Annotated in this window: 24 protein-coding genes, 1 tRNA gene and 1 pseudogene; 9 read left to right on the forward strand and 17 right to left on the reverse strand. The window is 73.0% G+C overall.

Annotated elements, in window-relative coordinates; translation table 11 throughout:
* Positions 1-106: 106 nt before the first annotated feature.
* The 9 genes from KMZ30_RS09500 to KMZ30_RS09545 all read right to left on the reverse strand — a co-directional run bounded on the left by KMZ30_RS09500 (position 107) and on the right by KMZ30_RS09545 (position 6970).
* Positions 107-787, reverse strand: coding sequence for a snapalysin family zinc-dependent metalloprotease (locus KMZ30_RS09500; protein WP_308279710.1), 681 nt, complete (start codon positions 785-787; stop codon positions 107-109).
* Positions 788-998: 211 nt separating this feature from the next.
* Positions 999-1083, reverse strand: a tRNA-Leu gene (locus KMZ30_RS09505).
* 59 nt (positions 1084-1142) lie between these two features.
* A complete protein-coding gene (gene rdgB, locus KMZ30_RS09510; RefSeq protein WP_215512704.1) occupies positions 1143-1790 on the reverse strand; it encodes an RdgB/HAM1 family non-canonical purine NTP pyrophosphatase in 648 nt (215 codons plus the stop codon).
* Positions 1787-2533, reverse strand: a complete 747-nt coding sequence (gene rph, locus KMZ30_RS09515; RefSeq protein ID WP_173029423.1) for a ribonuclease PH — start codon at positions 2531-2533, stop codon at positions 1787-1789. Before rph ends, rdgB begins: the two co-directional genes overlap by 4 nt.
* Positions 2534-2600: 67 nt before the next feature.
* A complete protein-coding gene (locus tag KMZ30_RS22345) occupies positions 2601-3881 on the reverse strand; it encodes an MBL fold metallo-hydrolase (protein WP_308279711.1) in 1281 nt (426 codons plus the stop codon).
* Positions 3878-4705 carry a glutamate racemase gene (murI, locus tag KMZ30_RS09530; RefSeq protein WP_215512705.1) on the reverse strand — a complete coding sequence of 276 codons (828 nt, stop codon included), beginning with the start codon at positions 4703-4705 and terminating at the stop codon, positions 3878-3880. The genes KMZ30_RS22345 and murI overlap by 4 nt, the downstream gene beginning before the upstream one ends.
* A 108-nt stretch (positions 4706-4813) precedes the next feature.
* On the reverse strand, positions 4814-5413 hold the full coding sequence (locus KMZ30_RS09535; RefSeq protein ID WP_215512706.1) for a DUF2017 domain-containing protein: 600 nt from the start codon (positions 5411-5413) through the stop codon (positions 4814-4816).
* Positions 5413-5703 (reverse strand): ATP-dependent Clp protease adapter ClpS, encoded by a 291-nt coding sequence (gene clpS, locus KMZ30_RS09540; RefSeq protein WP_030527521.1) that lies wholly within the window; start codon positions 5701-5703, stop codon positions 5413-5415. Before clpS ends, KMZ30_RS09535 begins: the two co-directional genes overlap by 1 nt.
* A 28-nt stretch (positions 5704-5731) precedes the next feature.
* Positions 5732-6970 (reverse strand): homogentisate 1,2-dioxygenase, encoded by a 1239-nt coding sequence (locus KMZ30_RS09545; protein ID WP_215520005.1) that lies wholly within the window; start codon positions 6968-6970, stop codon positions 5732-5734.
* A gap of 228 nt (positions 6971-7198) precedes the next feature.
* Between KMZ30_RS09545 and KMZ30_RS09550 the strand changes: the two genes are divergently transcribed.
* From KMZ30_RS09550 to KMZ30_RS09560, 3 genes are read left to right on the forward strand one after another with little or no spacing between them, the layout of a single operon-like run.
* Complete coding sequence (locus KMZ30_RS09550; protein WP_215512708.1) at positions 7199-7555, forward strand: hypothetical protein; 357 nt, start codon at positions 7199-7201, stop codon at positions 7553-7555.
* Positions 7555-7716 carry a hypothetical protein gene (locus tag KMZ30_RS09555; protein WP_157577414.1) on the forward strand — a complete coding sequence of 54 codons (162 nt, stop codon included), beginning with the start codon at positions 7555-7557 and terminating at the stop codon, positions 7714-7716. The genes KMZ30_RS09550 and KMZ30_RS09555 overlap by 1 nt, the downstream gene beginning before the upstream one ends.
* A gap of 25 nt (positions 7717-7741) precedes the next feature.
* The gene (locus tag KMZ30_RS09560; RefSeq protein ID WP_215512709.1) at positions 7742-8830 is read left to right on the forward strand and encodes a DNA polymerase IV; all 1089 of its coding nucleotides are present in this window, start codon (positions 7742-7744) and stop codon (positions 8828-8830) included.
* A 49-nt stretch (positions 8831-8879) separates the two neighbouring features.
* Here KMZ30_RS09560 and KMZ30_RS09565 read toward each other — a convergent pair whose 3' ends face one another.
* Entirely contained in the window at positions 8880-9083 is a 204-nt protein-coding gene (locus tag KMZ30_RS09565; RefSeq protein WP_215512710.1) for a hypothetical protein, read from the reverse strand.
* 71 nt (positions 9084-9154) lie between these two features.
* On the opposite strand from KMZ30_RS09565, the gene KMZ30_RS09570 reads away from it, so the two are divergent.
* Positions 9155-10045, forward strand: a complete 891-nt coding sequence (locus KMZ30_RS09570; RefSeq protein WP_215512711.1) for a hypothetical protein — start codon at positions 9155-9157, stop codon at positions 10043-10045.
* Entirely contained in the window at positions 10042-11250 is a 1209-nt protein-coding gene (gene fahA / locus KMZ30_RS09575; RefSeq protein ID WP_215512712.1) for a fumarylacetoacetase, read from the forward strand. Before KMZ30_RS09570 ends, fahA begins: the two co-directional genes overlap by 4 nt.
* A gap of 10 nt (positions 11251-11260) precedes the next feature.
* On the opposite strand, the gene KMZ30_RS09580 is transcribed toward fahA, so the two are convergent.
* Positions 11261-12121: an RDD family protein gene (locus KMZ30_RS09580; protein ID WP_215512713.1), complete on the reverse strand. Its 861-nt coding sequence runs from the start codon at positions 12119-12121 to the stop codon at positions 11261-11263.
* A gap of 436 nt (positions 12122-12557) precedes the next feature.
* Between KMZ30_RS09580 and KMZ30_RS09585 the strand changes: the two genes are divergently transcribed.
* Together KMZ30_RS09585 and KMZ30_RS09590 are read left to right on the forward strand one after the other, a co-directional pair.
* Positions 12558-14057: an amino acid permease gene (locus KMZ30_RS09585; protein ID WP_215512714.1), complete on the forward strand. Its 1500-nt coding sequence runs from the start codon at positions 12558-12560 to the stop codon at positions 14055-14057.
* A 54-nt stretch (positions 14058-14111) separates the two neighbouring features.
* Positions 14112-14945 (forward strand): DUF427 domain-containing protein, encoded by an 834-nt coding sequence (locus KMZ30_RS09590; RefSeq protein WP_215512715.1) that lies wholly within the window; start codon positions 14112-14114, stop codon positions 14943-14945.
* 64 nt (positions 14946-15009) lie between these two features.
* Here the strand turns inward: KMZ30_RS09590 and hppD are convergent, their stop codons facing one another.
* Positions 15010-16248 (reverse strand): 4-hydroxyphenylpyruvate dioxygenase, encoded by a 1239-nt coding sequence (hppD, locus tag KMZ30_RS09595; protein WP_215512716.1) that lies wholly within the window; start codon positions 16246-16248, stop codon positions 15010-15012.
* A 107-nt stretch (positions 16249-16355) separates the two neighbouring features.
* Here hppD and KMZ30_RS09600 point away from each other — a divergent pair, with 107 nt between their 5' ends.
* Complete coding sequence (locus KMZ30_RS09600) at positions 16356-16847, forward strand: Lrp/AsnC family transcriptional regulator (RefSeq protein ID WP_215512717.1); 492 nt, start codon at positions 16356-16358, stop codon at positions 16845-16847.
* 17 nt (positions 16848-16864) lie between these two features.
* On the opposite strand, the gene KMZ30_RS09605 is transcribed toward KMZ30_RS09600, so the two are convergent.
* The 5 genes from KMZ30_RS09605 to KMZ30_RS09625 all read right to left on the reverse strand — a co-directional run bounded on the left by KMZ30_RS09605 (position 16865) and on the right by KMZ30_RS09625 (position 22469).
* The gene (locus KMZ30_RS09605; RefSeq protein ID WP_215520006.1) at positions 16865-17164 is read right to left on the reverse strand and encodes a hypothetical protein; all 300 of its coding nucleotides are present in this window, start codon (positions 17162-17164) and stop codon (positions 16865-16867) included.
* Positions 17165-17362: 198 nt separating this feature from the next.
* Positions 17363-19186: a 5'-nucleotidase C-terminal domain-containing protein gene (locus KMZ30_RS09610; RefSeq protein WP_215512860.1), complete on the reverse strand. Its 1824-nt coding sequence runs from the start codon at positions 19184-19186 to the stop codon at positions 17363-17365.
* Positions 19187-19327: 141 nt separating this feature from the next.
* Positions 19328-19612 (reverse strand): hypothetical protein, encoded by a 285-nt coding sequence (locus tag KMZ30_RS09615; protein ID WP_215512719.1) that lies wholly within the window; start codon positions 19610-19612, stop codon positions 19328-19330.
* Positions 19613-19614: 2 nt separating this feature from the next.
* On the reverse strand, positions 19615-21381 hold the full coding sequence (locus tag KMZ30_RS09620) for a DEAD/DEAH box helicase (protein ID WP_215512720.1): 1767 nt from the start codon (positions 21379-21381) through the stop codon (positions 19615-19617).
* Between the two features lie 95 nt (positions 21382-21476).
* On the reverse strand, positions 21477-22469 hold the full coding sequence (locus KMZ30_RS09625; protein ID WP_226902255.1) for a zinc metalloprotease: 993 nt from the start codon (positions 22467-22469) through the stop codon (positions 21477-21479).
* Between the two features lie 366 nt (positions 22470-22835).
* Between KMZ30_RS09625 and KMZ30_RS09630 the strand changes: the two are divergent.
* Positions 22836-24192: pseudogene (locus KMZ30_RS09630) on the forward strand (ISL3 family transposase).
* Positions 24193-24313: the final 121 nt, after the last annotated feature.

The raw sequence follows: 24313 nt of genomic DNA on the forward strand, positions 1-24313 counted from the left end.
TCAACCTACCGCGCCGTACGGCCCCGCCGTCGGGGAGGAGCCGCCCGGACCGCCCGGGCCCCGTCCACCACGCCGGTCGGCGTGGTGGACGGCAGCCGGGTCGGGGTCAGCGCGTCGGGGCGAAGGCCGCGGCCGCGAGGCCCGGCGCCGCGAAGCCGCCGCCGAAGACCGCGTCGACCTCCGCGGACTCCTGCGCGTTCGGGTAGGGGTTGGTGCAGGACGGGCCGGGGCCGCCGCCGGACATCAGCTCGCTGCACGGGCCGGAGTAGTTGTCCGGCAGGCCGAGGATGTGCCCGGTCTCGTGCGCGGTGACGCGCAGGCTGTCGTAGGTCTGGTTCTGGGAGTAGTCGAGGAAGACCGAACCGCTGCCCGGGCCGTAGACCTGCGCGTAGGAGCCGCGCGGGTCGTTGCCCTCGCGGTAGACGAGGTCGGCGCCGCTCGAGGTGGGTTGCAGCGTCACGTTGCCCACCGACGAGTTCCAGATCTGCGCGGACTGCGAGATCTCGGTCCGGAACGACGGGGCACCGCTCGTCGAGTAGTAGACGACCGTGGCCGCGACGCGGTCGCTGATGCCCTTGCGCTCGTCGTTCTCACGCTGCTCGAGGGCCCGGTCGACGATGGCCTGCAGGCGTGCGTTCTGCGCGTCGTCGGCGGGGCTCGGGGTGTATCCGGAGGTGCCGCCGGTCGAGGGCGCCGGCGCGGGCCGGGTGTCGGCCGCGGCGACGGGGCCGAGGGCCAGGGCCGCGGTCGCGACCAGGACGCCGATGACGGTGCTGCGGTGCTTCACGGTGTGCTCCTGAGGGGTCGGCTGCACCGGGGGTGGCCGGTGCTCTGACAGGGCCCGCGAAGGGCCCGACATCCACCGTCATCACGGGTCGGGCTCTGTCGCAACGCGACCGGACCAACCTGACCGACTCTTTGAGGTCCCGTAGGGCGGGCTTGACCCGGCCCGGGCGTGTCTCCGGGGCGGTCTTGACCCCCGGTTGGGACGAGGAGCGTGGTGCGCGAGGCGGGACTCGAACCCGCACACCCGAAGGCACCAGAACCTAAATCTGGCGCGTCTGCCAGTTCCGCCACTCGCGCGCGGGGACCACTGTATCGGCGCCCCGCCCGCCGTCGGGGCGCCCTGCCCGCCGCTGCGCTCAGGCGGGGCCGTCGACGGCCAGCAGGCCGCGCAGGACCGGCTCGAGCGCCCGGAAGGCGTTGCCGCGGTGCGAGATCGCGTTCTTCTCGACGTCGGTGTACTCGGCGAGCGTCCGGGTGTCACCGGTCGGCACGAAGACCGGGTCGTACCCGAAGCCGTTCGTGCCGCGTGGCGCCCGGACGATGGCGCCCTCGACGCGTCCCTCGACACCCTCGACCCGGCCGTCGGGCATCGCGACGACGGCCGCGCACACGAAGGCCGCCGACCGGTGCTCGTCGGGCACGTCGGCGACCTGCTCGAGCAGGAGCGACAGGTTGGCGCGGTCGACCTCCGCGCGCGGCGCACCCTCGCCCGCGTGCGAGCCGGACCAGCGGGCCGAGAACACGCCGGGCGAGCCGCCGAGGACCTCGACCGCGAGGCCCGAGTCGTCGGCGACCGACGGCAGGCCGGTGGCCTCGGCGAGCGCGACGGCCTTGAGGCGCGCGTTGCCGAGGAAGGTCACCTCGGTCTCGGGCACGTCGGGACCGCCGACCTCGGCGGCCGAGACGATCTCGAGGCCGAGTTCGTCGACGAGCCCGGCGAGGATCTGCCGCAGCTCGTGGACCTTGTGCTCGTTGCGGGTGGCGAGGACGACGCGGCGGGTCACAGCACGCGCTCGCGGGCCGGGGCGTCGAGCGCCTCGGACTGGGCCCGGGTCAGCTCGGCGCACCCGGTCGTCGCGAGGTCGAGGAGTCGGCCGAGCAGCTCGCGGTCGAAGGGCACGCCCTCGGCGGTGCCCTGCACCTCGACGAAGCGGCCGTCGCCGGTCATCACGACGTTCATGTCGGTCTCGGCGGTCGAGTCCTCGGGGTAGTCGAGGTCGAGCACCGGCTCCCCCTTGACGACGCCGACGCTCACGGCGGCGATCGAGCCGGTGAGCGGCTGCGCCCCGGCGGCGATGAGGCCCTTGGCCCGGGCGTCCGCGATGGCGTCGGCGAGCGCGACGTAGGCGCCCGTGATGGCCGCGGTGCGCGTGCCGCCGTCGGCCTGGAGCACGTCGCAGTCCAGGACGAGGGTGTTCTCGCCGAGCGCGGCGGTGTCGATGACCGCGCGCAGGCTGCGGCCGACGAGCCGGCTGATCTCGTGGGTGCGGCCGCCGACCTTGCCGCGGCGCGACTCGCGGTCGCTGCGGGTGTTGGTCGAGCGCGGGAGCATCTCGTACTCCGCGGTGACCCAGCCGGTGCCCTTGCCCTTGAGCCAGCGCGGGACGCCCTCGGTGAAGGAGGCGGCGCACAGGACGCGGGTGCGGCCGAACTCGACGAGGACGCTCCCCTCGGCGTGGTCGAGCCAGTTGCGGGTGATGCGCACCGTGCGCAGCTGGTCGGCGGTCCGTCCGTCGTGTCGCGTCATGCGCTCAGGCTATCGGCGGGCCCGGACCTCGCTGCGTCCCGGGCCCGGGTCGGACGGCGCCACGGCCTCAGGCGTCGGCGTGCTCCGGCGGCCACACGACGCGGAAGCGCTCGAAACAGACCTCGAGCTCGTCGGAGAGCTCCAGGCCGAGCCGGGCGCACTCGCGCCCGAAGGCGCTGCGGTGCGCATCGAGCCAGAAGGCCAGCGAACGGTCACCCTCGCCCTCGTCCCACGCGAACCGCTCGTCGACGCTCGACAGCGGCCCGATGCGCAGCTCGGTGGTGCGGAGGACGACCGCCGGGGTCCCGCGGCCGTCGCACGCGACCCAGTGGCCCCCCACGCGCGGGAGCGGCCCGCCGTGGCGCTCGAACGAGGCGACGAGCCCGGCCGTCGCCCGCTTCGGGCCGTCGGTGATGTACGCGAGCAGCTCGTCCGCCATGGCCGGGGAGTCGCCGAAGTGCCCGACCCACGGCTCGTCCTCCGGCGTGAGCCCGGGCGTGGCCCTCCGGTAGTCGGACCACATCCGCGACGCGGAGGCACGGTCGACGACGACGCCGTGCTCCCCCGTCGGGGCGTCGGCGCCGACCTCGACCACGTCGCCCGCGCGCGCGACCTCGACGGGGCCGCCCCACACCGCCTCGGCCTGGGCGCGGCAGACGTCCCGGTCGTTCCACGCCGGGACGTGGGTGAGGACGAGCCGGCGCACCCCGCCGGCCCGCAGCGCCGCGGCGGCCGCGCGCGACCCGGACAGGTGGATGCCGCGCGCGTCGTCGCGCCCGTCGACGAAGGCGGAGTCGAGGAGCGCGAGGTCGGCGCCGGCGAGCAGCCGGTCCAGGCCCGGGCAGTCGTCCGTGTCGCCGCTGAACGCGAGCACGGCACCGTCCGCCTCGACCCGGTAGCCGTAGGCCTCGACCGGATGCTCGACGCCCGTCGGGGTGACCCGGAACGGGCCGACCTCGAACGCCTCGCCGTCGCGCACCGGGACGAACGCGAACTCGCCGTCCATCCCGCCCGGCTCGAGCCCGTGGTACATCATCGCCAGGCGCTCGCCGGTGGCCGCGGGCCCGTGGACCGGGAGCCGCTCCGGCAGCGCACCCTCCGGCCGATAGCGCCGCACGACGTACAGGCCGAGCAGGTCCGCGCAGTGGTCCGGGTGCAGGTGGCTGACGAGGACGGCGTCGAGCGCCGTGGGGTCGGCGTGGCGCTGGAGCGGCCCCAGCGCGCCGCTGCCGAGGTCGAGCAGGATGCGCCACGTGCGTCCCTCGTGCTCGGCCTCGACGAGGTAGCAGGAGGCGGGCGACTCGGGGCCGGGGAACGAGCCGGAGCACCCGACGACGGTGAGCCTCACGCGAACACCGCCCGGCGGACGAGCGGCGGCGACGGGAAGACCGGCTCGACGCTCGACCCGACGCCGAGGAAGCGCACCGCCAGGCGGCGGAACTCCTCGGGGTCACCCGTCGTCGTGAAGCCGTGGCTCGGCGGCGGCAGGTCGTCCGGGCGCAGGAGGCCGCGGTCGGCGAGGACGTGGTAGACGTCCTTGGCGGTCTCCTCGGCGGAGGACACGAGGGTGACGTCGTCCCCCATGACGTAGGAGATGACGCCGGTCAGCAGCGGGTAGTGCGTGCAGCCGAGGACGACCGTGTCGACGCCCTCCTCGCGCAGCGGGTCGAGGTACTCGTGCGCGACGCCGACGAGCTCGGGGCCGCCCGTGACGCCGGCCTCGACGAACTCGACGAAGCGCGGGCACGGCGTGCTCGTCACCCGCAGGTGCGGCGCCGCGGCGAACGCGTCGAGGTAGGCCCCCGACTGGTGCGTGCCGAGGGTCGAGATGACCGCCACACGGCCGCTGCGGGTGCCGGCGGCGGCGCGGCGCACCGCGGGCCGGATGACCTCGACGACCGGCACGTCGTACCGCTCGCGGGCGTCGTGCAGGACCGCGGCCGATGCGGTGTTGCACGCGATGACGAGGACCTTGACGCCGTGGTCGACGAGCCGGTCGAGGCACTGGAGGGCGTACTCGCGGGTCTCGGCGATCGGGCGCGGCCCGTACGGCGCGCGGGCGGTGTCGCCGAAGTACGCCACCGACTCGTGGGGCAGCTGGTCGAGGATCGCCCGCATGACGGTCAGGCCGCCGTAGCCGGAGTCGAACACCCCGATCGGTGAGTCGGTCACCCGACCCAGCGTAGGTGGCGACGCCGACGCGGTCCTCCTCGACGGGCGGTCGCGCGCGTCACACCGTCGAGGCCCGCGTCGTCGCGCGGCGGCTGCGGGGCACCGGGCTCAGCGGCGCAGCAGCGCCTCGGCGAGGGTCTCCTGGAGCCACGTGAGGAAGTCGTAGAGCGCGAGGGCGTGCAGCAGCGGGTCGTCCTCGTCGAGCGAGGTCGCCATCTGCTCCATCACCTCGAGGTCCTCGTCGGTGCGCAGCCCGAGCCGCTCGCCGAGGACCAGCCGGACGTCGGTCAGCGCGGTGAGGAACGCGCGCGCCTGCGGGGCGTCGAGCTCCACGTGGTCGGTGCCGCGCAGCAGCTCGGCGGAGGCCGCGAGCGCGCTCGCCTTGCGGTGGCGCAGGCCGCCCTCGGTGAGCCGGCGGAACTCCGCCGCGGCCTCGGGGTCCTCGCGGTTGGCCGCCGGCAGCAGTCGGTCGAGGGCGGGGTCGCGCGGGCCCTCGTCGACGGCGGCCGGGGCGGGGTCGGCACCGAGGTCGAGGCCGGCGACGAGGTCGTCGAAGGCGGCGTCCCCGGTGTCCGGCGGCGCCGGCGGCTCGAGGAGGTCGTGCACCTGGTCCATGACGGTCGCGACGACGTCGCGCTCCCCCGCGCCGAGGGTCGCCACGTAGCGCCGGTCCGCGCCGCGACCGGTGCGGCGGAACGCCTTCGCCATCAGCTGTCCTTCTGGAAGGTCGCCCACAGCCCGTAGCCGTGGAGGGCCTCGGTGTCGGCCTCCATCGCCTCGCGGGTGCCGTTGGCGACGACCGCGCGGCCCTCGGTGTGGACGAGCATCATCAGCTTCTCGGCCTTGGCCCGGCCGTACCCGAAGTGCTCCTGGAGCACGTAGGTGACGTACGACATGAGGTTGACCGGGTCGTTCCAGACGATGGTCACCCATGGGACGTCGGCCGCGAGGTCCTCCGCCGGGCGGACGACCTCCTCGGTGACGGGTGACAGCGACACGGCCCCAAGGATAGGGACCGCCGAGCCGTCAGCCGCGACCGCGGTCCCAGGACCCCGCGTAGACCCCGTCGTCGACGGCGAGGCCGCCCTCGCCGAGGTCGAGCGGGCGGAAGGTGTCGACCATGACGGCGAGCTCGTCGAAGTACTCCGCGCCGATGGACGCCTCGGAGGCGCCGGGCTGGGGGCCGTGGGCGTGGCCGCCGGGGTGCACCGAGACCGAGCCCTTGCCGATGTTCGAGCCCTTGCGCGCCTCGTAGTCGCCGTCGACGTAGAACATGATCTCGTCGCTGTCGACGTTCGAGTGGTAGTACGGCACGGGGATGGCCAGCGGGTGGTAGTCGACCTTGCGCGGCACGAAGTTGCAGATGACGAAGTTCCAGCCCTCGAACACCTGGTGCACGGGCGGCGGCTGGTGGACGCGGCCGGTGATGGGCTCGTAGTCGCGGATGTTGAACGCGTACGGGTAGAGGCAGCCGTCCCAGCCCACGACGTCGAGCGGGTGGAAGGGCAGCTCGTGGACCGTGCCGACGATGCCGCCCGGACCGTTGCCGCGGTGCTTGATGAAGACCTCGGCGGGGTCGGTGGCCTTCGCGCCCACGTCCTCGGCGAGCAGCGGGCCCTGCGGACCGCGCAGGTCGCGCTCGCAGTACGGGGCGTGCTCGAGGAGCTGGCCGTAGCGGCTGAGGTAGCGCTTCGGCGGGGCGATGTGACTGTTGGCCTCGATGCAGTACAGCCGCAGCGGGTTCTTCGTCGAGCGCTTGGGCAGCCACCGGTGCGTGGTCGCCCGAGGGATGACGAGGTAGTCGCCCTCGGCGACGTCGAACGCGCCGAAGACCGTCTCGACGCGGCCCGAGCCGCGCTCGACGTAGACGCACTCGTCACCGACGCCGTTGCGGTACCAGGGGCTGTCGGCCCCGGCGACCACGTACGAGATGCGCACGTCGCCGTTGCCGAGCACGAGCCGCCGTCCGGTGACCGCGTCGGTGCCCTTGACGTCCTGGGGGGCGAAGAGGTCGTGCAGGCGCAGGTGGCGCGGGGTCAGCGGGTGGTTGGGGGTCGTCGACTGGTCGGGCAGGTCCCACACGCGGGCGCCGGACACCGTCGAGGGGATGTTGCGGTGGTAGAGCAGGCTCGAGTCCGAGCTGAAGCCCTCCTCCCCCATGAGCTCCTCGTAGTACAGCTCGCCCTTCCGGCCACGCCCGGCGGGGCGGCGGTGCTGGGTGTGCCGCTTCGGGGGGATGCTGCCCATCGCCTGGTAGTGCGCCACGGTTGTCGTCCACCTCACTGTGGTTCGGGTCGCTGTGCTGCGGGTCGCCGCGCCTCGGGGCCGGTCCGACCTGCTCCGCCCACCCTAGGGCCCGACCTCGTCGACCGGCACGTCTGCCCGGTGATGGCGGGGCACAGTGGCCACATCTGCCCAGCAGGCACCGCGGACGACCGGACACCTTGTGCACTCGCCGGGCGGGGCGTCGGTGGGGGCCGTCATGATGGGGCGATGACGTGGCTCGTCCCGCTGCTCTCCTTCGCCGGCGCCCTCGTCGGCGCGGCCGGCGCGGCGTGGGTCGCGCTGCGCGGGCAGCGCCAGGACGCCCGCGGCGAGTGGCGCCAGCGGCTCGACCAGGCCATCGCGCTGGTCACGGCCGACACCGAGGCCGAGCAGCAGATCGGCGACGAGCTGCTCGCCGACCTCATCGACTCCGACCTCGGCAGCGACGAGGACCGCGAGCTCGCCCGCCGGATCGCGCGCATCCGGCTCGGCCAGCAGATCACCGAGGGAACCACCGGGTCCGAGGAGGTGGACCTCGCCCTCCCGGCGAGGGATGATGGGGGTACCGAGCAGGAGGAGGCGTGATGACCGCGACGACCGGCCCGAGCAACATGGCCCGGCTGCCGTCCTCGACGGTGCGGCTGGCCCGTGCGCTCGTCAAGGACGCCCGCCGGCGCGGCACGCGCGAGGACACCCGCGTCGAGGACGCGGCCCGCACCCCGCTGCCCGAGGACACCGGCCGCTGACCGCCGCCACGGCACCGAGGGGGCGGTGACGACGGCTCGCGCCTTCCCCTTCGTCCTGCACGTCGACCTCGACCAGTTCATCGCCGCGGTCGAGGTCCTGCGCCGGCCGGAGCTCGCCGGGCGCGAGGTCGTCGTCGGCGGCCGTGGCGACCCCACCGAGCGGGCCGTCGTCTCGACGGCCTCGTACGAGGCACGTGAGCGGGGCGTCCGCTCGGGGATGCCGCTGCGCGTCGCCGCCCGCAAGGCACCGGACGCGGTCTTCCTGCCGGTCGACGGCCCGCACTACCTCGCCGCGTCGGAGGAGGTCTTCGCCGCGGTGCGCGACCTCGGGCTCGTCGTCGAGGTGCTCGGCTGGGACGAGGGCTTCGTCGGCGCTGACACCGACGACCCCGAGGTGCTGGCCCGCGACATCCAGGCGGCGGTGCTCGGGCGGACCTCGTTGCACTGCTCGGTCGGCATCGGCGACACCCGCGTCCGCGCGAAGATCGCGACCGACTTCGGCAAGCCGCAGGGGGTCTTCCGCCTGACCGCCGCGAACTGGGTCGAGGTGATGGGCCATCGTCCGACGGCCGACCTCTGGGGCGTCGGCGCGCGGGTCTCGGCCCGGTTGGCGACGCACGGCATCCGCACCGTGTCCGAGCTGGCCGCCGCGCTTCCCGAGGTGCTGGTCGGTGAGTTCGGGCCGCGGATGGGCGCCTGGTACGGCTCGCTCGGACGCGGCGAGGGCTCGGCCGAGGTCGACGACACCCCGTGGGTCGCCCGCGGCCACAGCCGCGAGACGACCTACCAGTCGAACCTCGTGACGGGCGACGAGGTGCGTGAGGCGGTGCGGGTGCTGACCGACCAGGTGCTCGAGGACGTCGGGCGGGAGGGGCGGCCGGTCGTGCGCATCGGGCTGAAGATCCGCTACGCGCCGTTCTTCACGGTCAACCGCAGCCGCAAGCTGCCGGCGACGACGTCGGAGCCGGGGCCGGTGCACGCGGCGGTCCAGGCGCTGCTGGCCGACCACCTCGAGGAAGGCCGGGAGGTACGGCTGCTCGGGGTCCGGGCGGAGATGACGATGCCCGACGAGGGCGACGACGTCGAGCGCACGCCGGTCCGCGGCCGCGTCTGACGACAGCCCCCTCGCTCACCCCGCACGTGCGGGTTGCGCGACCGGGCGGTCAGTTGCCGTGCGACGGCTCGGTGCCGTCGTCGCCGGGGACCCAGGCGTTGGGGCCGGCCGGGCCCTCCTGGACCTCGCCCGACTCGCCGTCGGGCTGGGCGTTGACCGACTGGTCGTCGCTGATCGGCGTCCCGGCGTCCTCGCCGTCCATCTGCTGCACCTCGGACACCTGGCCGTCGGTCTGCTCGTCGTCTCGTCCCATGTGCCGACGCTAACCGGCGTGGGACCACCGCAGGACCGAAGGCCCCCGACGACCGCGATAGGTTGGACAGCATGCCGACGCCGCCGGAGCTCCTGCGCGCCCTCGTCGACGACGCCGCGGTCTTCCCTCCCGGCAACAGCCCTCTGCCCGAGGCGGTCTCGTCGCACGCGGCGCACCGGGCGGCGCCCTACGGCGGATGCGTCGGGCCGCTGCTCGTGCCCGCGTCGTCCGCCCCCGCGCTGCTCGACGCGCTCGACGCCGGCCGGTGGACCGGGCGCGGCCCGCTCGACCTCGGCGTCGTCGCCCGGCCCGGCACCGACCCGGCCGTGCTGCGAGAGGGTCTCGCCGTCCTCGGCGCCGATCCCCGCGTCGACGTGCGCGGCGCCGAGCTCGGCTGGACCGACCGCTGGCGCCGCCTCGACCTGCCCGGCGACCTGCCGCTGGCGCTCGAGGTGCCGCGTGAGCCCGAGGCCCGCGACATGGCCCTGGCCGACGTCCGGGCGGCCGTCGCCGAGGGCGACGCGGTCGTCGCGAAGTTCCGCACCGGGCCGACCCCGACCTGGCCCTGGCCGGACGAGCACGAGCTGGCGGGCTTCCTCGTCGCCGCCACCTCCGCGCGCGTGCCGTTCAAGCTGACCGGCGGCCTGCACCACGCCGTCCGCGGGACCTACGCGGCCGGCGGCTCCGACGAGGAGAACCACGGCGTTCTCGACGTCCTCGTGGCCACCGCCGCGGCGCTCGAGGGCGCACCGGTCGCCGAGGTCGCCGCCCTGCTCGACGTGCGCGACGGCCTCGCCCTCGCCGACCTGGTCCTCGCCTGGCCGGACTCGACCACCCGACGGGTCCGCGCCGCGTTCACCGCCTACGGCTGCTGCACCGTCACCGACCCCCTCGGCGAGCTCGCCACCCTCGGCCTCGCCGCGACCGACCACCCCACCCCCGGAGAGGACCCCGCGCCATGACCTGGGTCGACCTGCCCGCCGACCACCCCTTCGGCCTGCACAACCTGCCCTACGGCGTCTTCTCGACCGGCACCGACGGCGAGCGCCGCGTCGGCGTCCGCGTCGGCGACCACGTGCTCGACCTCGTCGCGTGCGCCGAGCAGGCCGGGATGGAGTCCGCCGCCGTCTGGCGCGGCGGGTCCCTCGACGCCTTCCTCGCCGAGGGCCGGCCGGCGTGGAGCGCGGCCCGCGCGTGGCTGACCGAGCAGCTGACCAACGACGAGTACCGCGACACGGTCGAGCCCCACCTCGTCCCGGTGTCCGACGTGACGATGCACCTGCCGTTCGCGGTCGCCGACTACGTCGACTTCTACGCGAGCGAGCACCACGCGACGAACGTCGGCCGCATCTTCCGCCCGGACTCGGCTCCGCTGACGCCCAACTGGAAGCACCTGCCGATCGGGTACCACGGGCGCGCCGGCACCGTCGTCGTCTCCGGGACCGACGTCGTGCGGCCCACCGGGCAGCGCAAGCCCCCGGCCGACGACGCCCCGACCTTCGGCCCGAGCGTCCGCCTCGACATCGAGGCCGAGCTCGGCTTCGTCGTCGGCGGCTCGACCGCCCTCGGCGACCGTGTCGACCTCGCGGACGCCGACGAGCACCTCTTCGGGGTCGTGCTCCTCAACGACTGGTCGGCCCGCGACCTCCAGGCCTGGGAGTACGTCCCCCTCGGCCCGTTCCTCGGCAAGTCCTTCGCGACGAGCATCAGCCCGTGGGTCGTGACCACCGACGCACTGCGTGCCGCGCGCGTGCCGCTGCCCGGGCAGGACCCGCAGCCGCTGCCCTACCTCGCGGGTGACGGCGCGTACGGTCTCGACGTCCACGTCGAGGTCGACTGGAACGGCACCGTCGTCTCGCGGCCCGAGTTCCGCGACATGTACTGGTCGCCGGCCCAGATGCTCGCGCACCTGAGCGTCAACGGCGCGAGCGTCCGCCCGGGCGACCTCTTCGGCTCCGGCACGATCTCGGGTCCGGCGAAGGAGACCCGCGGGTGCTTCCTCGAGCTGACCTGGAGCGGCCAGGAGCCGGTCACCCTCGCCGACGGCACCGAGCGCACCTTCCTCGAGGACGGCGACACGGTGACGCTGCGCGCGACCGCCCCCGGCCCCGACGGGTCGGTCATCGGGTTCGGCGAGTGCACCGGGACGGTGCGCGCCGCCCGCTGACCCGGGTGGCTCAGCGCTTCCGGAGCACGACGACGGTGTCGGCGACCTTGTCGTGCAGCGCCTGTCGGCGCGGGTCGCGGATCAGCCACCCCGGATCGACGACCGACAGGACGATGCCGGCGACGTTGAGCAGCGGGTTGAGCTGGAGCAGGTCGCTGACGACCCCGAGCGACTGGCGGCGCAGGGCGACCCCCACGCCGATCCGCGCGCGTCCCGCCGTGGGGCGCACGATGGTGCCGAGCAGCATCTTGCCCGGCGTCGCGGAGCGCCAGACGAGGAAGAGGGTCGAGTAGACCAGGCCGACGCCGATCTGGATGAGCCCGATCGGCAGCGCGATCTCGGCGAAGGCGTTGAGCGGCACGGAGAAGTCGGGGTTCTCGCCGTTGGCGGACGCCTGGAGCCAGTCGCGGACGGCGTCGAGGTAGGGGCCCATGAGCGGGAGGGACGCGAGCCCGGCGAGCAGGCCGGTGAGCACCGAGTCGACGACCCAGGCCAGCAGGCGGCGCCACCACTCGGCGACGACGTCGCCGTCGGGCATCCGCAGGGCGCGGTCGACCGGGGCCTGCTGCCAGTGCGGGTGCTGCGCCGTAGGCTGCCCCCACGGCTGCTGCGGGGCGCCGCCCCACGGGGTGCCCTGGGTCTGGGGACCTGCGGGGCCGGCGGGGTCGCCGGGCCCGGCGGAGCCGGTCGGCGCGCCCGGCGCGGCGGTGGACGCCGGGTCGACGGGGGTGTTCGCGGCGGGGGCGGAAGGTGCGGCGGGCTGGGCGTGGCGCGGGGTGGTGTGGCTGCTCCACACGATGCCGTCGAAGTACCGCAGGCGGGTCGCGTCGTCGGGGTCCTCGTACCAGCCGGGGGCGCTCGGCGTCGTCATGCGCCCAAGGATCGCACGCGGACCCGGACGTCCCGGTGCGCGGCCCTCCCGGGACGGCACGGGATGGTGGCCTCCGAGAGCCCTCGCCGGCCGCCGTGCGTGGGCGGCCGTCATTGCCCGGGACCGGTACACCCCTCACCGCCGCTGTCGTTCGCTCCACCATCCGACGCAACCAGGACCAGCGGTCGAGGAGCGCCGCTCATCCCGATCGCTCCACCACCCGAGGCAACCAGGACCAGCGGCCGAGGAGCGCCGCTCATCCCGGTCGCTCCACCACCCGAGGCAACCAGGAGCAGTGGTCGAGGAGCACCGTTCGTCCCGGTTGCTCCAGGGAGAGGAGCAACCGGCAGGGGACGCGAGGGGTCACCCGGGACGGGCTCGCAGCGCCCGTGGACGCACCGCACCACCGCTCCCCCGCCGGTCGTAGGGTCGCCGGATGAGCGACGACCACTCCGTCCTGCGCACCAAGCCCGTCGAGGACGTCCTGGCGCAGGCCGGCGGCCCGGACGGCGAGGGCGGCGGCGACACCCAGGGGCCGGGCCGGCTCAGCCGGCGCCTCGGCCCGTTCAGCCTCATGGGCTTCGGCATCGGCATCGTCATCGGCACGGGGATCTTCACCCTCACCGGGATCGAGGCCAAGAACCACGCCGGCCCCGGCGTCGTCATCTCGTTCGTCATCGCCGGCGCCGTGAGCCTGCTCGCGGCCCTCTGCTACTCCGAGCTCGCCTCCGCCGTCCCCACGGCCGGCTCCGCCTACACGTACGCCTACGCGACGATCGGCGAGGTGTTCGCGTGGATCATCGGCTGGGACCTCATCCTCGAGTTCGCCCTCGGCGCAGCCGTGGTCGCGCGCGGATGGTCCGGCTACGCGCAGGAGCTGTTCGACCTCCCGACGTCGATCTTCGGCGAGGAGTCGGTCGTCAACCTGGGGGCCGTCGCGATCGTCCTGCTCCTCGGCGTCGTCGCCGTCGTCGGCATCCGCGAGAGCGCGCGCGTGACCAACACCCTCGTCGTCGTCAAGGTCGCGATCTGCGTCTTCGTCATCATCGCCGGCGCGTTCTACGTCAAGGCCGCCAACCTCACGCCCTTCATCCCGCCGGCAGAGCCGGTGAAGGAGGGCACCTCGGGCCTCAAGCAGCCGGTCAGCCAAGCGCTGTTCGGCATCGAGCCGACGGCCTTCGGCTTCGCCGGCGTCCTCACCGCGGCCGCCGTGGTCTTCTTCGCGTACACCGGGTTCGAGGCCGTCGCCAACCTCGGCGAGGAGACGAAGAAGCCGAGCCGCGACCTGCCGCTCGGCCTGCTCGGCACGCTCGGCGTCTGCACGCTGCTCTACGTCGGCGTGTCGTTCGTCATCACCGGCATGGTCCCGTTCTCGGAGCTCAACGAGGGGGCCCCCATCGCCAGCGCCTTCGACGCGGTCGGCGCCGGCTGGGCGTCGATCCTCGTCTCGATCGCGGCGGTCGCGGGGCTGACGTCGGTGATCCTCGTCGACATCGTCGCGATGGGCCGGATCGGCTTCTCGATGGGCCGCGACGGCCTCATCCCGCGTTCGGTCGCCGAGGTCCACCCCAAGTGGGGCACGCCGTGGAAGATCACGATGATGACGATCGTCCTCGTCGCCGCACTCGCCGGGTTCGTCCCGCTCACGGCGCTCGCCGACCTCGTCTCGATCGGCACCCTGTTCGCGTTCGTCGTCGTCTCGATCGCCGTGCCCGTGCTGCGCCGGACCAAGCCCGACCTCCCGCGGCCCTTCCGCACGCCGTTCTCGCCGGTCGTCCCGGCCCTGTCGGCGCTGGCCTGCGTCTACCTCATGACCAACCTGTCGGTCGAGACCTGGCTGCGGTTCGCCGTCTGGATGGTGCTCGGGTTCCTCGTGTACTTCCTCTACGGCCGCAAGCACGCACGGCTCAACGCGCGCGCCGACTCCGCCGCCTGAGCGAGCGGACGTCGCGCCGTTGACCGACGGTGCTCCCCGGCGCACCATCGGGGGATGGCGCTCCGGCTCGGCACCCACCTGATGTCCCTGCACTCCGGGCTGCTGTGGGAGCCGGTCGCCCGACGCGTGCGCGCGACCCTCGACGGCGTCCCCGTGCTCGACAGCGTCGACGCCGCGCTCGTCTGGGAGCCGCGCCGCGTCGTGCCGATGTACGCCGTCCCGCCCGAGGACCTCGTGGCCACGCTCGACCCGCGGCGCCCGACCCCCGTGCCCGACCCGCTCCCCCCGGTGCTCGGCCCGGTGAACTTCGGCTGGCACACGACACCGGGGCGTTCCTTCGACCTCGTGGTGGGGCACACCCGGGTGACGGACAGCGCCTTCGCCCCGGACGACCCCGACCTCGGCGGGCGGGTCGTCGTCGAGTGGTCGCCGTTCGACTGGGTCGAGGAGGCCACCGACGTCACCGGCCACCCGCACGACCCGTTCAAGCGCATCGACCTCCTCGCGGCCGACCGGCACGTCGTCGTCGCCGTCGACGGTGTCGTCCTCGCCGACACCCACCGCGCGACCGCCGTGCACGAGACCCACATCCCCACGCGCTGGTACCTCCCGTCGGACGACGTGCGGCTCGACCTGCTCGTCCCGAGCGCGTCGACGACGACCTGCGCGTACAAGGGGGACGCCCGCTACTGGTCGCTCCCGGCGCGCGAGGGGCGGCCCGCGGTCGAGGACGTCGCCTGGTCCTACCCGGACCCGCTGCCCGAGGTCGCGGCGCTGCGTGACCTCGTCTGCTTCTACGCCGAGCGCACCGACCTCGTCGTCGACGGCGAGCCCGTCCCGCGGCCCGTCACCCCCTGGTCCTCCCCCGCGGACCAGGAGCGCTCCTGACACGGCGACGCCGCCGGACCCCCTCGGAATCCGGCGGCGTCGAGCGTGCCCCAGTGCTCGCGCGTCAGAGGTTGCCGCGCTTGTCCTGCTCGCGCTCGATGGACTCGAAGAGCGCCTTGAAGTTGCCCTTGCCGAAGCCGAGGGAGCCGTGGCGCTCGATGATCTCGAAGAACACGGTCGGCCGGTCGCCGAGCGGCTTGGTGAAGATCTGGAGGAGGTAGCCGTCCTCGTCGCGGTCGACGAGGATCTTGCGGGACTTCAGCTCCTCGATCGGCACGCGGACCTCGCCGATGCGCTCGCGCATCTCGGGGTCGTCGTAGTAGGCGTCCGGGGTGTCGAGGAACTCGACGCCCTCCTTGCGCAGCTCGTCGACGGTGCGCAGGATGTCGTTCGTCGCCAGCGCGAGGTGCTGCGCACCGGGGCCGGCGTAGAACTCGAGGTACTCGTCGATCTGGCTCTTCTTCTTCGCGATCGCCGGCTCGTTGAGCGGGAACTTCACGCGGTGGTTGCCGTTGGCGACGACCTTGGACATGAGCGCCGAGTAGTCGGTGGCGATGTCGTCCCCGATGAACTCGGCCATGTTCACGAAGCCCATGACCTTGTTGTAGAAGCCGACCCACTCGTCCATCTTGCCGAGCTCGACGTTGCCGACGATGTGGTCGAGGGCCTGGAAGAGGCGCTTCGGGGCGCCGTCGCGCTTGACGAAGGTCGAGGAGGTGGCGACGTAGCCGGGCAGGTACGGGCCGGCGTAGGTCGTGCCGTCGACGACGCGCTGGACGAGGCTGTGCCGCGTCTCGCCGTAGGTCGCGATGGCCGCGACGCGCACGGTGCCGTGCTCGTCGGTGTGGTCCTCGGGCTCCTGGAGGACGGTCGCGCCGGCGCGGCGGGCCTGCTCCACGCACTTGTCGACGTCCGGCACCTCGAGGGAGATGTCGACGACGCCGTCGCCGTGCTTCGCGTGGTGCTCGATGAGCGGGCTGTCGGGGGTGACCGCGCCCTTGACGACGAAGCGGATCGAGCCGGACTTCAGGACGTACGCCTTGTGGTCGCGGGTGCCGTTCTCGGGGCCGGTGTAGCCGACGAGCTCCATGCCCCACGCGCTCTGGTAGTAGTGCGCGGTCTGCGTCGCGTTGCCGACGACGAAGACGATGGCGTCCCAGCCGGTGACCGGGAACGGGTCGGTGCTCTCGTCGTAGTCGACCAGGCCCACGAGCTGCTTGAGCTGCTCGAGGTCGAGATCGGCCGCGCGCTCCTGGTCGGTGAGGTCGAGGCGGCTGGCGGACGTCGTCGTCGTGTCAGTCATCCCGCCACTGTCGGGGCGCTGGTCGGGATGTGCAACCACTCGCCGACACGGTGCACACGATGTGCATGCTGTTGCCTCGGGATCCCTTCCTGCTGGACGATGTGACCATGGCCAACAAGGACGGGGTGGACGCCCTCGACGCCCGGATCATCGCCCTCTTCACCGAGGACCCGCACGTCGGCGTGCTCGGCGCCTCCCGCCGGCTCGGGGTGGCGCGCGGCACGGTTCAGGCGCGCCTGGACCGCCTGCAGGAGCGCGGGGTGATCCGCAGCTTCGCCCCGCAGGTCGACCCCGACGCCCTCGGGTACCCCGTCACCGCGTTCTGCACGCTCGAGATCAGCCAGCGGCAGGGCCACGAGCCGGTCGTCGCGCACCTCGCGGCCATCCCCGAGGTGCTCGAGATCCACTCGATCACCGGCGTCGGCGACCTCGTGGTGCGGGTCGCTGCCCGCGACAACGCCGACCTCGGCCGGGTCATCGACGAGATCATCGACGACGTCCACGTCCTGCGGGCCAACACGGCCATCTGCCTCGTGACCCACCTCCCCCACCGCACCGGCCCGCTCGTCGCGTCGGCCGCCACCCGCGCCGACGCCTGAGCCCGACCGCGCCGACCTCAGGTGAGGAACCAGGGGACGACGGCAGCGGCCACCATCACGACGATCGGCACGGCGAGGGTCCCGGGCGTCAGGTCCTGCGAGCGCCCGGCCTCGATCTCGCGGTGCGAGCGCAGGACGACCAGCCAGGCCACGACCCAGGCCGGCGCGCCCACCCCGACGCCGACCCAGAGGACCGGCTCGTCCGAGGCGACGGCCACGAGCCCGAGCAGGACGAGCACCACGGGGTACATGACCATCCCGAGGACGAACCGGTAGCCCAACCACCCCGCGTTCCGCACAGCGCCCAGGACCCCCACGTGCCCAGCCTGCACCACGCCCGCCCCGAGTGGCGCGGTCGGGCACCCATGTCGGCGTTCCGTGGCCGCGCCCGGAGACGAGCGCCCGGAGACGAGCGCCTGTCGAGTGAACAGGACACGCCGTGCCCGATTCCTCGGGCACGGCGTGTTCTGTTCGGTCGACGGGGTGGAGGCCCCGTCCGGGGTGCGGGACGGAGCTCAGGCGGTGATGACCACCGGCGTGCCGTTCGCGACGAGGCGCCAGTCGGTGGAGGCGAAGCTCGGCGGGTCGATCTGCTGGTTGGCGGTGACCCAGTCGATGAGCAGCTGCCGGATCTCGACCTGCCGGTTGTAGACGACCGGGGCCGTCGTGACGCCGGGGAAGCCACCACCGCCGGACTGGCGGTAGTTGTTGATGGCGATGACGAACTGCTGCGCCTCGTCGATCGGGGCGCCGGCGTACTGCAGGTTCGTGATCCGCGAGCCCGGGGCCTTGGCGATGTCGATCTCGTACGTCAGGGGTGCGTCGAGGCCGCCCATGATGTCGTAGTTGTAGTCGGGCGTGCCGTTCGGCGCGGTCGACGTCTTCGCGTTGGTCACCTGCTCCGGCGTGAAAGGGCCGGCCGAGGTGACCTGCTGGAAGTAGGTCGCCGACTGCTCGAGGTAGGCCTTGACCTGCGCGCCGGTCAGCGTGATGCCGAGCAGCGTGTTGTCGAAGATGTACAGCCCCGCCACGTCGCGCACGGTCACGTCGCCCGCGGGGATGGCGGCGTCCTTGTTGAACGGCGCGGCGATCGACAGCACGGGCAGGTCGGCCTGCGGGGTGCCGGCGAGGGCGTCCTTGACGGCCTGGCCCTGGACGAGGTTGATGAAGTCCATCGCGGCGGTGTCCTCGTAGCGGGACGTCGCGGCCGACATCGCCTCGGTGCACGTGCCGATGACGCCGTTGACGTACGCGAGGACCTTCTCGTGCGCGGGGCGGACGAGGGCCGCGATCTTGGCGTCCTCGGGGACGGTGTTCGCGTTGAGCAGCGTCGCGGAGGACGAGCGCACCGACCAGCGGCCGCGCTCGAAGGCGAGGTCGAGGTCCATGACCGAGACGCGCATGCCCCAGTAGTACGGCTCGCTGAGGAGCACCTGCTTGCCGGTGACCTTGTTGGTCACCAGCTTCTGCGGGACCTCGAGGTGGGCGTGGCCGACGAGGACCGCGTCGATGCCGGGGACCTCCTCGGCCAGCTGGGTGCTCGCGTTCTCGGGGTAGGGCAGGGCGTCGCCGTAGCTCGAGCCGGGGACCGGGCCGGAGTGGCAGGACACGACGACGACGTCGGCGCCCATCCGCTTCAGGCGCGGGACCATCACCTTCGCCTGCTCGACGATGCCGGGGAACTTCACCTTGCCCTCGACGTTGGCCTTGTCCCAGATCGCGACGCCGGGCGTCACGAGGCCGAGGATGCCGACCGTGATGTCCTTGCCGCCCTTGACCTTGACCCGCTTGAGCACGTACGGCGGGAAGACCGGCCGGCCGGTGTTCCAGTCGACCGAGTTCGCCGACAGGAGCGGGAAGCGGCACTGCTTCTGGAAGGCCCGCAGCGTGTCGAGCCCGTAGTTGTACTCGTGGTTGCCGAGCGCGGCCGCGTCGTAGCCGACGGCGTTCATCGCGAGGGCCATCGGGTGCTTGGAGCCACCGGTGATCGGGTCGATCTTCGCGTAGTAGTACGCGAGCGGCGTGCCCTGGATCGTGTCGCCCGCGTCGAGCGTCAGGCAGGTGCTCGCGCCGCGCTCGGCGCGCATCGCCTTGATGAGCGTCGCGGCCTTGGCGATGCCGATCTGGTTGCCCTTGGAGTCGGAGAAGGCGGTGTTGGCGAAGTAGTTCCAGTTGAAGACGTTGCCGTGCAGGTCGGTCGTGCCGAGCACGGTGAGGCGGAAGGTCTTGCCGCCGTGGTGGTGGTCGTGGTGGTGGTCGTGGTCGTGGCCGTGCCCGTGGTGGGGGTCGGCGGAGGCGGAGGGGGCCGCCCAGAGGCCGGCGCCACCGACGACGGCCATGGTGAGCAGCTGACGGCGGGATGCAGAGGTGTTGTCGGTCACGGGGCGGCACGTTAGCCCGTCCGGGCGGCCGGTGCGCGACGAGGGCGTGGCCGTTCTCTCAGGATGCGCTGAGCATCCGGTGAACGCCCGGTGTCGTCCTCAGGTGGCGTTGCCGACCACTGCCGCCACAAAGGGCGTCGCCCCGACGCAGAGCCCGCCGAGCGCGAGGAGCCAGGTACCACGCTCGCCTGCCGACGCGGCTCGTCGCCGGCCTCCCACCACAAGGAGGACGACCGCGAGGACGGCGAGTGCCACGCCGGCGAACCACCCGTGCTCCGGCACCGCGACGGCCCCCCACGTGAGGAAGCCGGCCTCGGCGACGGCACCGAGGACCAACCCCACCCGCAGCAGGGCGATGCGCAGCTCGAGGTCGGCGGAGGCCATCGTCAGCGGCGCCCGACGAACCAGTTGCGGATCTTCGCGATCCGCTCGGTCACCTGCTCGCTCGTCGCGGACGCGAGCTCCGGGCCGCCGCAGGCCCGGCGCAGCTCCATGTGGACGTTGGCGTGCGGGGCCCCGGTCTTGCTCGAGTACGCGGCGACGAGCTTGTTGAGCTCCTTGCGCTGCGCGGCGAGGGCGCGGTGCTGGGCCACCGGCGTCGGCCCCTGCGCGGGCTGCGGCCGGGCCGAGCTCCCCTTGGCCTGCTTGGCCTGGCGCTCGTGGAGCAGCATCGCGACCTGGTCCGGCTCGAGCAGCCCCGGCAGGCCGAGGTAGTCCTGCTCCTCCTCGGATCCCACCTCGGCGTGCAGGCCGAACTGCTTGGCGTCGAAGAGCACGTGGTCGAAGTGGGCGTCGGACTCCAGCGCCTCGAAGCGGGACTCGTCGAGCCCGAGGGTCTTCTCGGTCCGGTTGGCGGCGGCGAGCATCCCCTCCTCCTCGGCCCACAGGGACGCCTCGTCCTCGTCGCTGCTCGGGCGGTTGAGCGCGTGGTCGCGCTCCTCCTCCATCGTCGCGGCGAGCTGGAGGATGATCGGCACCGACGGCAGGAACACCGACGCGGTCTCGCCGCGACGGCGGGCCCGCACGAAGCGGCCGACGGCCTGGGCGAAGAAGAGCGGGGTCGAGGTCGAGGTGGCGTAGACGCCGACGGCCAGGCGCGGGACGTCGACACCCTCCGACACCATCCGGACCGCGACCATCCAGCGCGCCTCGCTCTGGCTGAACTCCTCGATCCGCGAGCTCGCGCCGGCGTCGTCGGAGAGCACGACCGTCGTCTTCTCGCCCGTGATGTCGGTGAGGATGCGGGCGTACGCGCGGGCCGCGTTCTGGTTGGAGGCGATGACGAGGCCGCCGGCGTCCGGCACGTGCCGGCGCACCTCGGACAGGCGCTTGTCGGCGGCGCTGAGCACCGCCGGGATCCACTCGCCCTTGGGGTCGAGCGCCGTGCGCCACGCGTGCGCGGTGATGTCCTTGGTCAGGGGCTCCCCGAGCCGGGCCGCGACCTCGTCGCCGGCCTTGGTCCGCCAGCGCATCGCCCCGCCGTAGGCGAGGAAGAGGACCGGGCGCACGACGCCGTCACGCAGCGCGGCCGCGTAGCCGTAGGTGTAGTCCGAGCCGGAGCGCAGGATGCCCGCGGCGTCCATCTCGTAGCGCACGAACGGGATCGGGTTGGTGTCGGAGCGGAACGGCGTCCCGGTCAGCGAGAGGCGCCGGGTGGCCGGCGTGAAGGCCTCGCGGATGCCGTCGCCCCACGAGCGGGCGTCGCCGCCGTGGTGGATCTCGTCGAGGATGACGAGCGTCGGCTCGGCCTCGGTGCGCCGCTTGTGCAGCCCCGGGTTGGCGGCGACCTGCGCGTACGTCAGCGCCACGCCGTGGTACTCGCTGGACTGCACGCCGGCGCCGTTGGAGAACGAGGGGTTGAGCTGGATGCCGACCCGGCCCGCGGCGTCGGCCCACTGCGTCTTGAGGTGCTCGGTCGGGGCGACGACGGTGATCGCCCGGACGATGCCGCGGTCGAGCAGCTCGGTGGCGATCCGCAGCGCGTACGTCGTCTTGCCGGCGCCGGGCGTCGCGACCGCGAGGAAGTCCTTCTCCTGGCGGGTCAGGTAGGCGGCCAGGGCCTCCTCCTGCCACGCGCGGAGCTTCGACGCGGTTCCCCACGCGGCCCGCTCGGGATAGGCGGGGGGCAGGTGTCCGGCAGCAGAGGTACTCATGGGCGACGGCCACGATAACCGGCCGCCGGACGACACACCGAAGGCCCCGGCGGATTGCGCCGGGGCCCTCGGTCTGTGCTAGCCGGGATGGCTCGTCAGACGTTGCGGTAGGCGAGCCACGCGTTCTGCATCCGGGTGGCCTGGCCGGTCGTGAAGGTGTTCATGCACGCGTCGTCCGAGTAGTCCATGAAGTTGGTGATCGGGTCGAGGCCGGCGGTGCCGCAGGTGTCGCGGCCGGTGGGGCAGCCGTAGGCCGGCGAGGCCTCGGCCGGGGTGTCGGACACCGAGTCACCGCTGCCCGAGCAGCCGCCCTGGAAGGTGTGGTAGAGGTTCATCCAGTGGCCGACCTCGTGCGTGCCGGTGTCGCCCTGGTTGTACGGGGCGGCCGTGCCACCGGGCACCGACTGGTCGAGGATGACGACGCCGTCCATGACGTCCTGGCTCGCCTTCGGGAAGGTCGCCCAGCCGAGCAGGCCGCCGCCGAGGTTCGCGGTGTAGAGGTTGAGGTCGCCCATGTTGCCCTTGCGCAGGGCGGTCTTCATCTGGCGCTCCTGCGTGGTGCCGTCGGTGAGGCCCTGGTACCAGGAGGCGTTCGTCGTCGTGTCCGTGCCGGCCAGGCGGAAGGAGAACCCGGCCGAGGAGTAGGCGTTGTTGAGGACCGAGATCTGGTTGGTGATCTGGGTGCTCGTCAGCTTCCCGTTCGTGCCGTCGGTGATGACGTGGACGTAGACGTCGACGACGCCCCCCGCGAACGCCGCGACGGGCTTCTTGTTCGAGGCCGCAGCGGACTTCTGCGCCGACTGCGTGACGGCCTTGCCGTCGGTGCGGGTGTCGTAGCCCTTGGCCGCGAGCGCCTTGGCCATCGCGGCGTCGTTCGCCTTCGTCTGGGCCGGGGTCAGCTCGTGCGGGTCGGCCCGGTTCGGCCCGGCGGCGTGTCGGCCGCCCACGACGTCGCTGTGCACGGTGCACTCGGCCGACTGGGCGGTGTCCGCCGCCATCGGACGGGCCTGGGCCGAGGACAGGGGCACGAGGGAGCCGGCCGCGCCGAGGGTGAGGGCGGCGAGGGCCGTGAGGGAACGAGTACGCATGGGCGTCCTTCCGGGAGTCAGCCCGGTCGGTCGACCGGGGCACCCGCAGGACGCTAGGCGCGCGTCCGGGCCGACGGGGTCAGCCCGCGGTCAGGGTTGCGTAAGACCTCGGCCTCCCGCGATACGCGCCCGGCGACTGCTGCGGGTCAGGCCCGCGTAAGAACTCGGTCAACTCCGGCGAGAGACCCTCAGCCCCGTCTCAGCCCTGATCCACCGACGGTTCTCGTGAGTCGCTGGCTTTGATGGCTCTTCGCCGATGAGTGTGGGGTGAGCACGACGCGCCGATGGGCTGGCTGAGGGAGGGATGGGTCGAGGTCCCCGAGGATCAGAGGACTTCTACCACTTCTGATCGCGAGGACCTCGACGATGAGTGAGCCTACGTTGTGCTGCCGTGCCCGGGGCGGCTACTGCGAGCGTTGCGATGTGCTGGTCGGTCTGGAGGGCCTGCGCGTGACTGCGGTGGATCGCGATGACGGCGGCCGGCTCGTGGTGACGGTGGAGTCCGAACCGACCGTGATGGGCTGCCCGGCCTGCGGGGTCCTCGCTCACGGGCACGGCAGGGTCGTGGTGGGTCTGGTCGATGCCCCGGCGATGGGCCGCCCGGTGCGGATCCGGTGGCGCAAGCGACGCTGGGTGCGCCCCGAGCTGGGCTCCCCGGTCGGGACGTTCGTGGAGCAGGACGAGCGCGTCGCCGCCCCGCGGTCGTCGTTGACGGTGCGGGCGTGCCGGTGGGCGATCGAGCAGATCCGTCGCGAGCACGCCTCGGTGAACGGGATCCGCCGTCAGCTCGGCACGGGGTGGCGCACCGTGTGGGAGTCGATCCGGCCGTTGCTGCAGGCCGCCGACGCCGACCAGTCACGGTTCGAGAACGCCACGATCCTGGGGGTCGATGAGCACGTGTGGCACCACATGTCGACCAAGCCGATCGAGGCAGGGGGGGCGGGGTCCGAAGGAGCTGACCGGGATGGTCGACCTGACCCGAGATGCGAACGGCCGGATCAGGGCTCGGCTGTTGGACCTGGTCCCTGGACGCTCCGGGCAGGCGTACACGAGCTGGCTGACCGAGCGGGGCGAGGCCTTCCGGGCCGGAGTCGCGATCGCCACGTTGGATCCGTTCCGCGGGTACAAGAACGCGATCGATGACCAGCTCGACGACGCCCGCGCAGTCTTGGACGCCTTCCACGTGGTCAAGCTCGCCACCGGCGTGGTCGACGAGGTCGGCCGCCGGGTGCAGCAGGACATCCACGGCCACCGCGGCCGCAAGAACGATCCGCTGTACCGGACCCGGAACATCCTGCGCGCCGGCGCCGAGAACCTCACCGACCGGCAACGAGCGCGGCTGGACGCGGTGTGGGCCGCCGACGAGCGGCACCTCGAGGTCGAAGTCGCGTGGGCGTGCGCCCAGCAGGTCCGCTCCGCCTACCACCAGGACAGCCACGCCGCCGGTCGGGCGGTCACTGAGAAGATCCTCGCCACGTTCATCACGTGCCCGATCCCCGAGGTCGCCCGCCTCGGACGGACCCTGAAGCAGTGGCGCAGCGAGTTCCGCCCCCGCGAGCGGGAGGTACCCCCGGGCTACTTCGACACCGACGGCGCAAGCAACGGCGGCACCGAAGCCATCAACGGCCTCATCGCGCTCCACCGCCGCGTCGCCCGCGGCTTCAGGAACAGAGACAACTACCGCCTACGAATGCTCCTCATCGGCGGCGGCCCACGCCTGTGACCCACACTCATCGGCGAAGAGCCGTACAACCCCCGCCGGCGACACTCCACCCTCGGCTACCTGTCCCCGCACGAGTACGAAGCCCTTCACACCGCCGCCATCGCATGATCACCACACCGAA

Origin of the sequence: Phycicoccus mangrovi (assembly GCF_018729305.1) — a bacterium.
Taxonomy (GTDB): Bacteria; Actinomycetota; Actinomycetes; order Actinomycetales; family Dermatophilaceae; genus Phycicoccus; species Phycicoccus jejuensis.

Bases quoted from the DNA above. Each gene is read 5' to 3' on its own strand.
- KMZ30_RS09590 (WP_215512715.1), top strand. From the start codon at position 14,112: ATGGCGCTCCGGCTCGGCACCCACCTGATGTCCCTGCACTCCGGGCTG.
- KMZ30_RS09610 (WP_215512860.1), bottom strand. From the start codon at position 19,186: ATGGCCGTCGTCGGTGGCGCCGGCCTCTGGGCGGCCCCCTCCGCCTCC.
- KMZ30_RS09565 (WP_215512710.1), bottom strand. From the start codon at position 9,083: ATGGGACGAGACGACGAGCAGACCGACGGCCAGGTGTCCGAGGTGCAG.
- KMZ30_RS09570 (WP_215512711.1), top strand. From the start codon at position 9,155: ATGCCGACGCCGCCGGAGCTCCTGCGCGCCCTCGTCGACGACGCCGCG.
- KMZ30_RS09535 (WP_215512706.1), bottom strand. From the start codon at position 5,413: ATGGCGAAGGCGTTCCGCCGCACCGGTCGCGGCGCGGACCGGCGCTAC.
- KMZ30_RS09620 (WP_215512720.1), bottom strand. From the start codon at position 21,381: ATGAGTACCTCTGCTGCCGGACACCTGCCCCCCGCCTATCCCGAGCGG.
- KMZ30_RS09585 (WP_215512714.1), top strand. From the start codon at position 12,558: ATGAGCGACGACCACTCCGTCCTGCGCACCAAGCCCGTCGAGGACGTC.
- rph (WP_173029423.1), bottom strand. From the start codon at position 2,533: ATGACGCGACACGACGGACGGACCGCCGACCAGCTGCGCACGGTGCGC.
- fahA (WP_215512712.1), top strand. From the start codon at position 10,042: ATGACCTGGGTCGACCTGCCCGCCGACCACCCCTTCGGCCTGCACAAC.
- KMZ30_RS09580 (WP_215512713.1), bottom strand. From the start codon at position 12,121: ATGACGACGCCGAGCGCCCCCGGCTGGTACGAGGACCCCGACGACGCG.
- KMZ30_RS09600 (WP_215512717.1), top strand. From the start codon at position 16,356: ATGGCCAACAAGGACGGGGTGGACGCCCTCGACGCCCGGATCATCGCC.
- KMZ30_RS09550 (WP_215512708.1), top strand. From the start codon at position 7,199: ATGACGTGGCTCGTCCCGCTGCTCTCCTTCGCCGGCGCCCTCGTCGGC.
- KMZ30_RS09615 (WP_215512719.1), bottom strand. From the start codon at position 19,612: ATGGCCTCCGCCGACCTCGAGCTGCGCATCGCCCTGCTGCGGGTGGGG.
- KMZ30_RS09625 (WP_226902255.1), bottom strand. From the start codon at position 22,469: ATGCGTACTCGTTCCCTCACGGCCCTCGCCGCCCTCACCCTCGGCGCG.
- KMZ30_RS09555 (WP_157577414.1), top strand. From the start codon at position 7,555: ATGACCGCGACGACCGGCCCGAGCAACATGGCCCGGCTGCCGTCCTCG.
- hppD (WP_215512716.1), bottom strand. From the start codon at position 16,248: ATGACTGACACGACGACGACGTCCGCCAGCCGCCTCGACCTCACCGAC.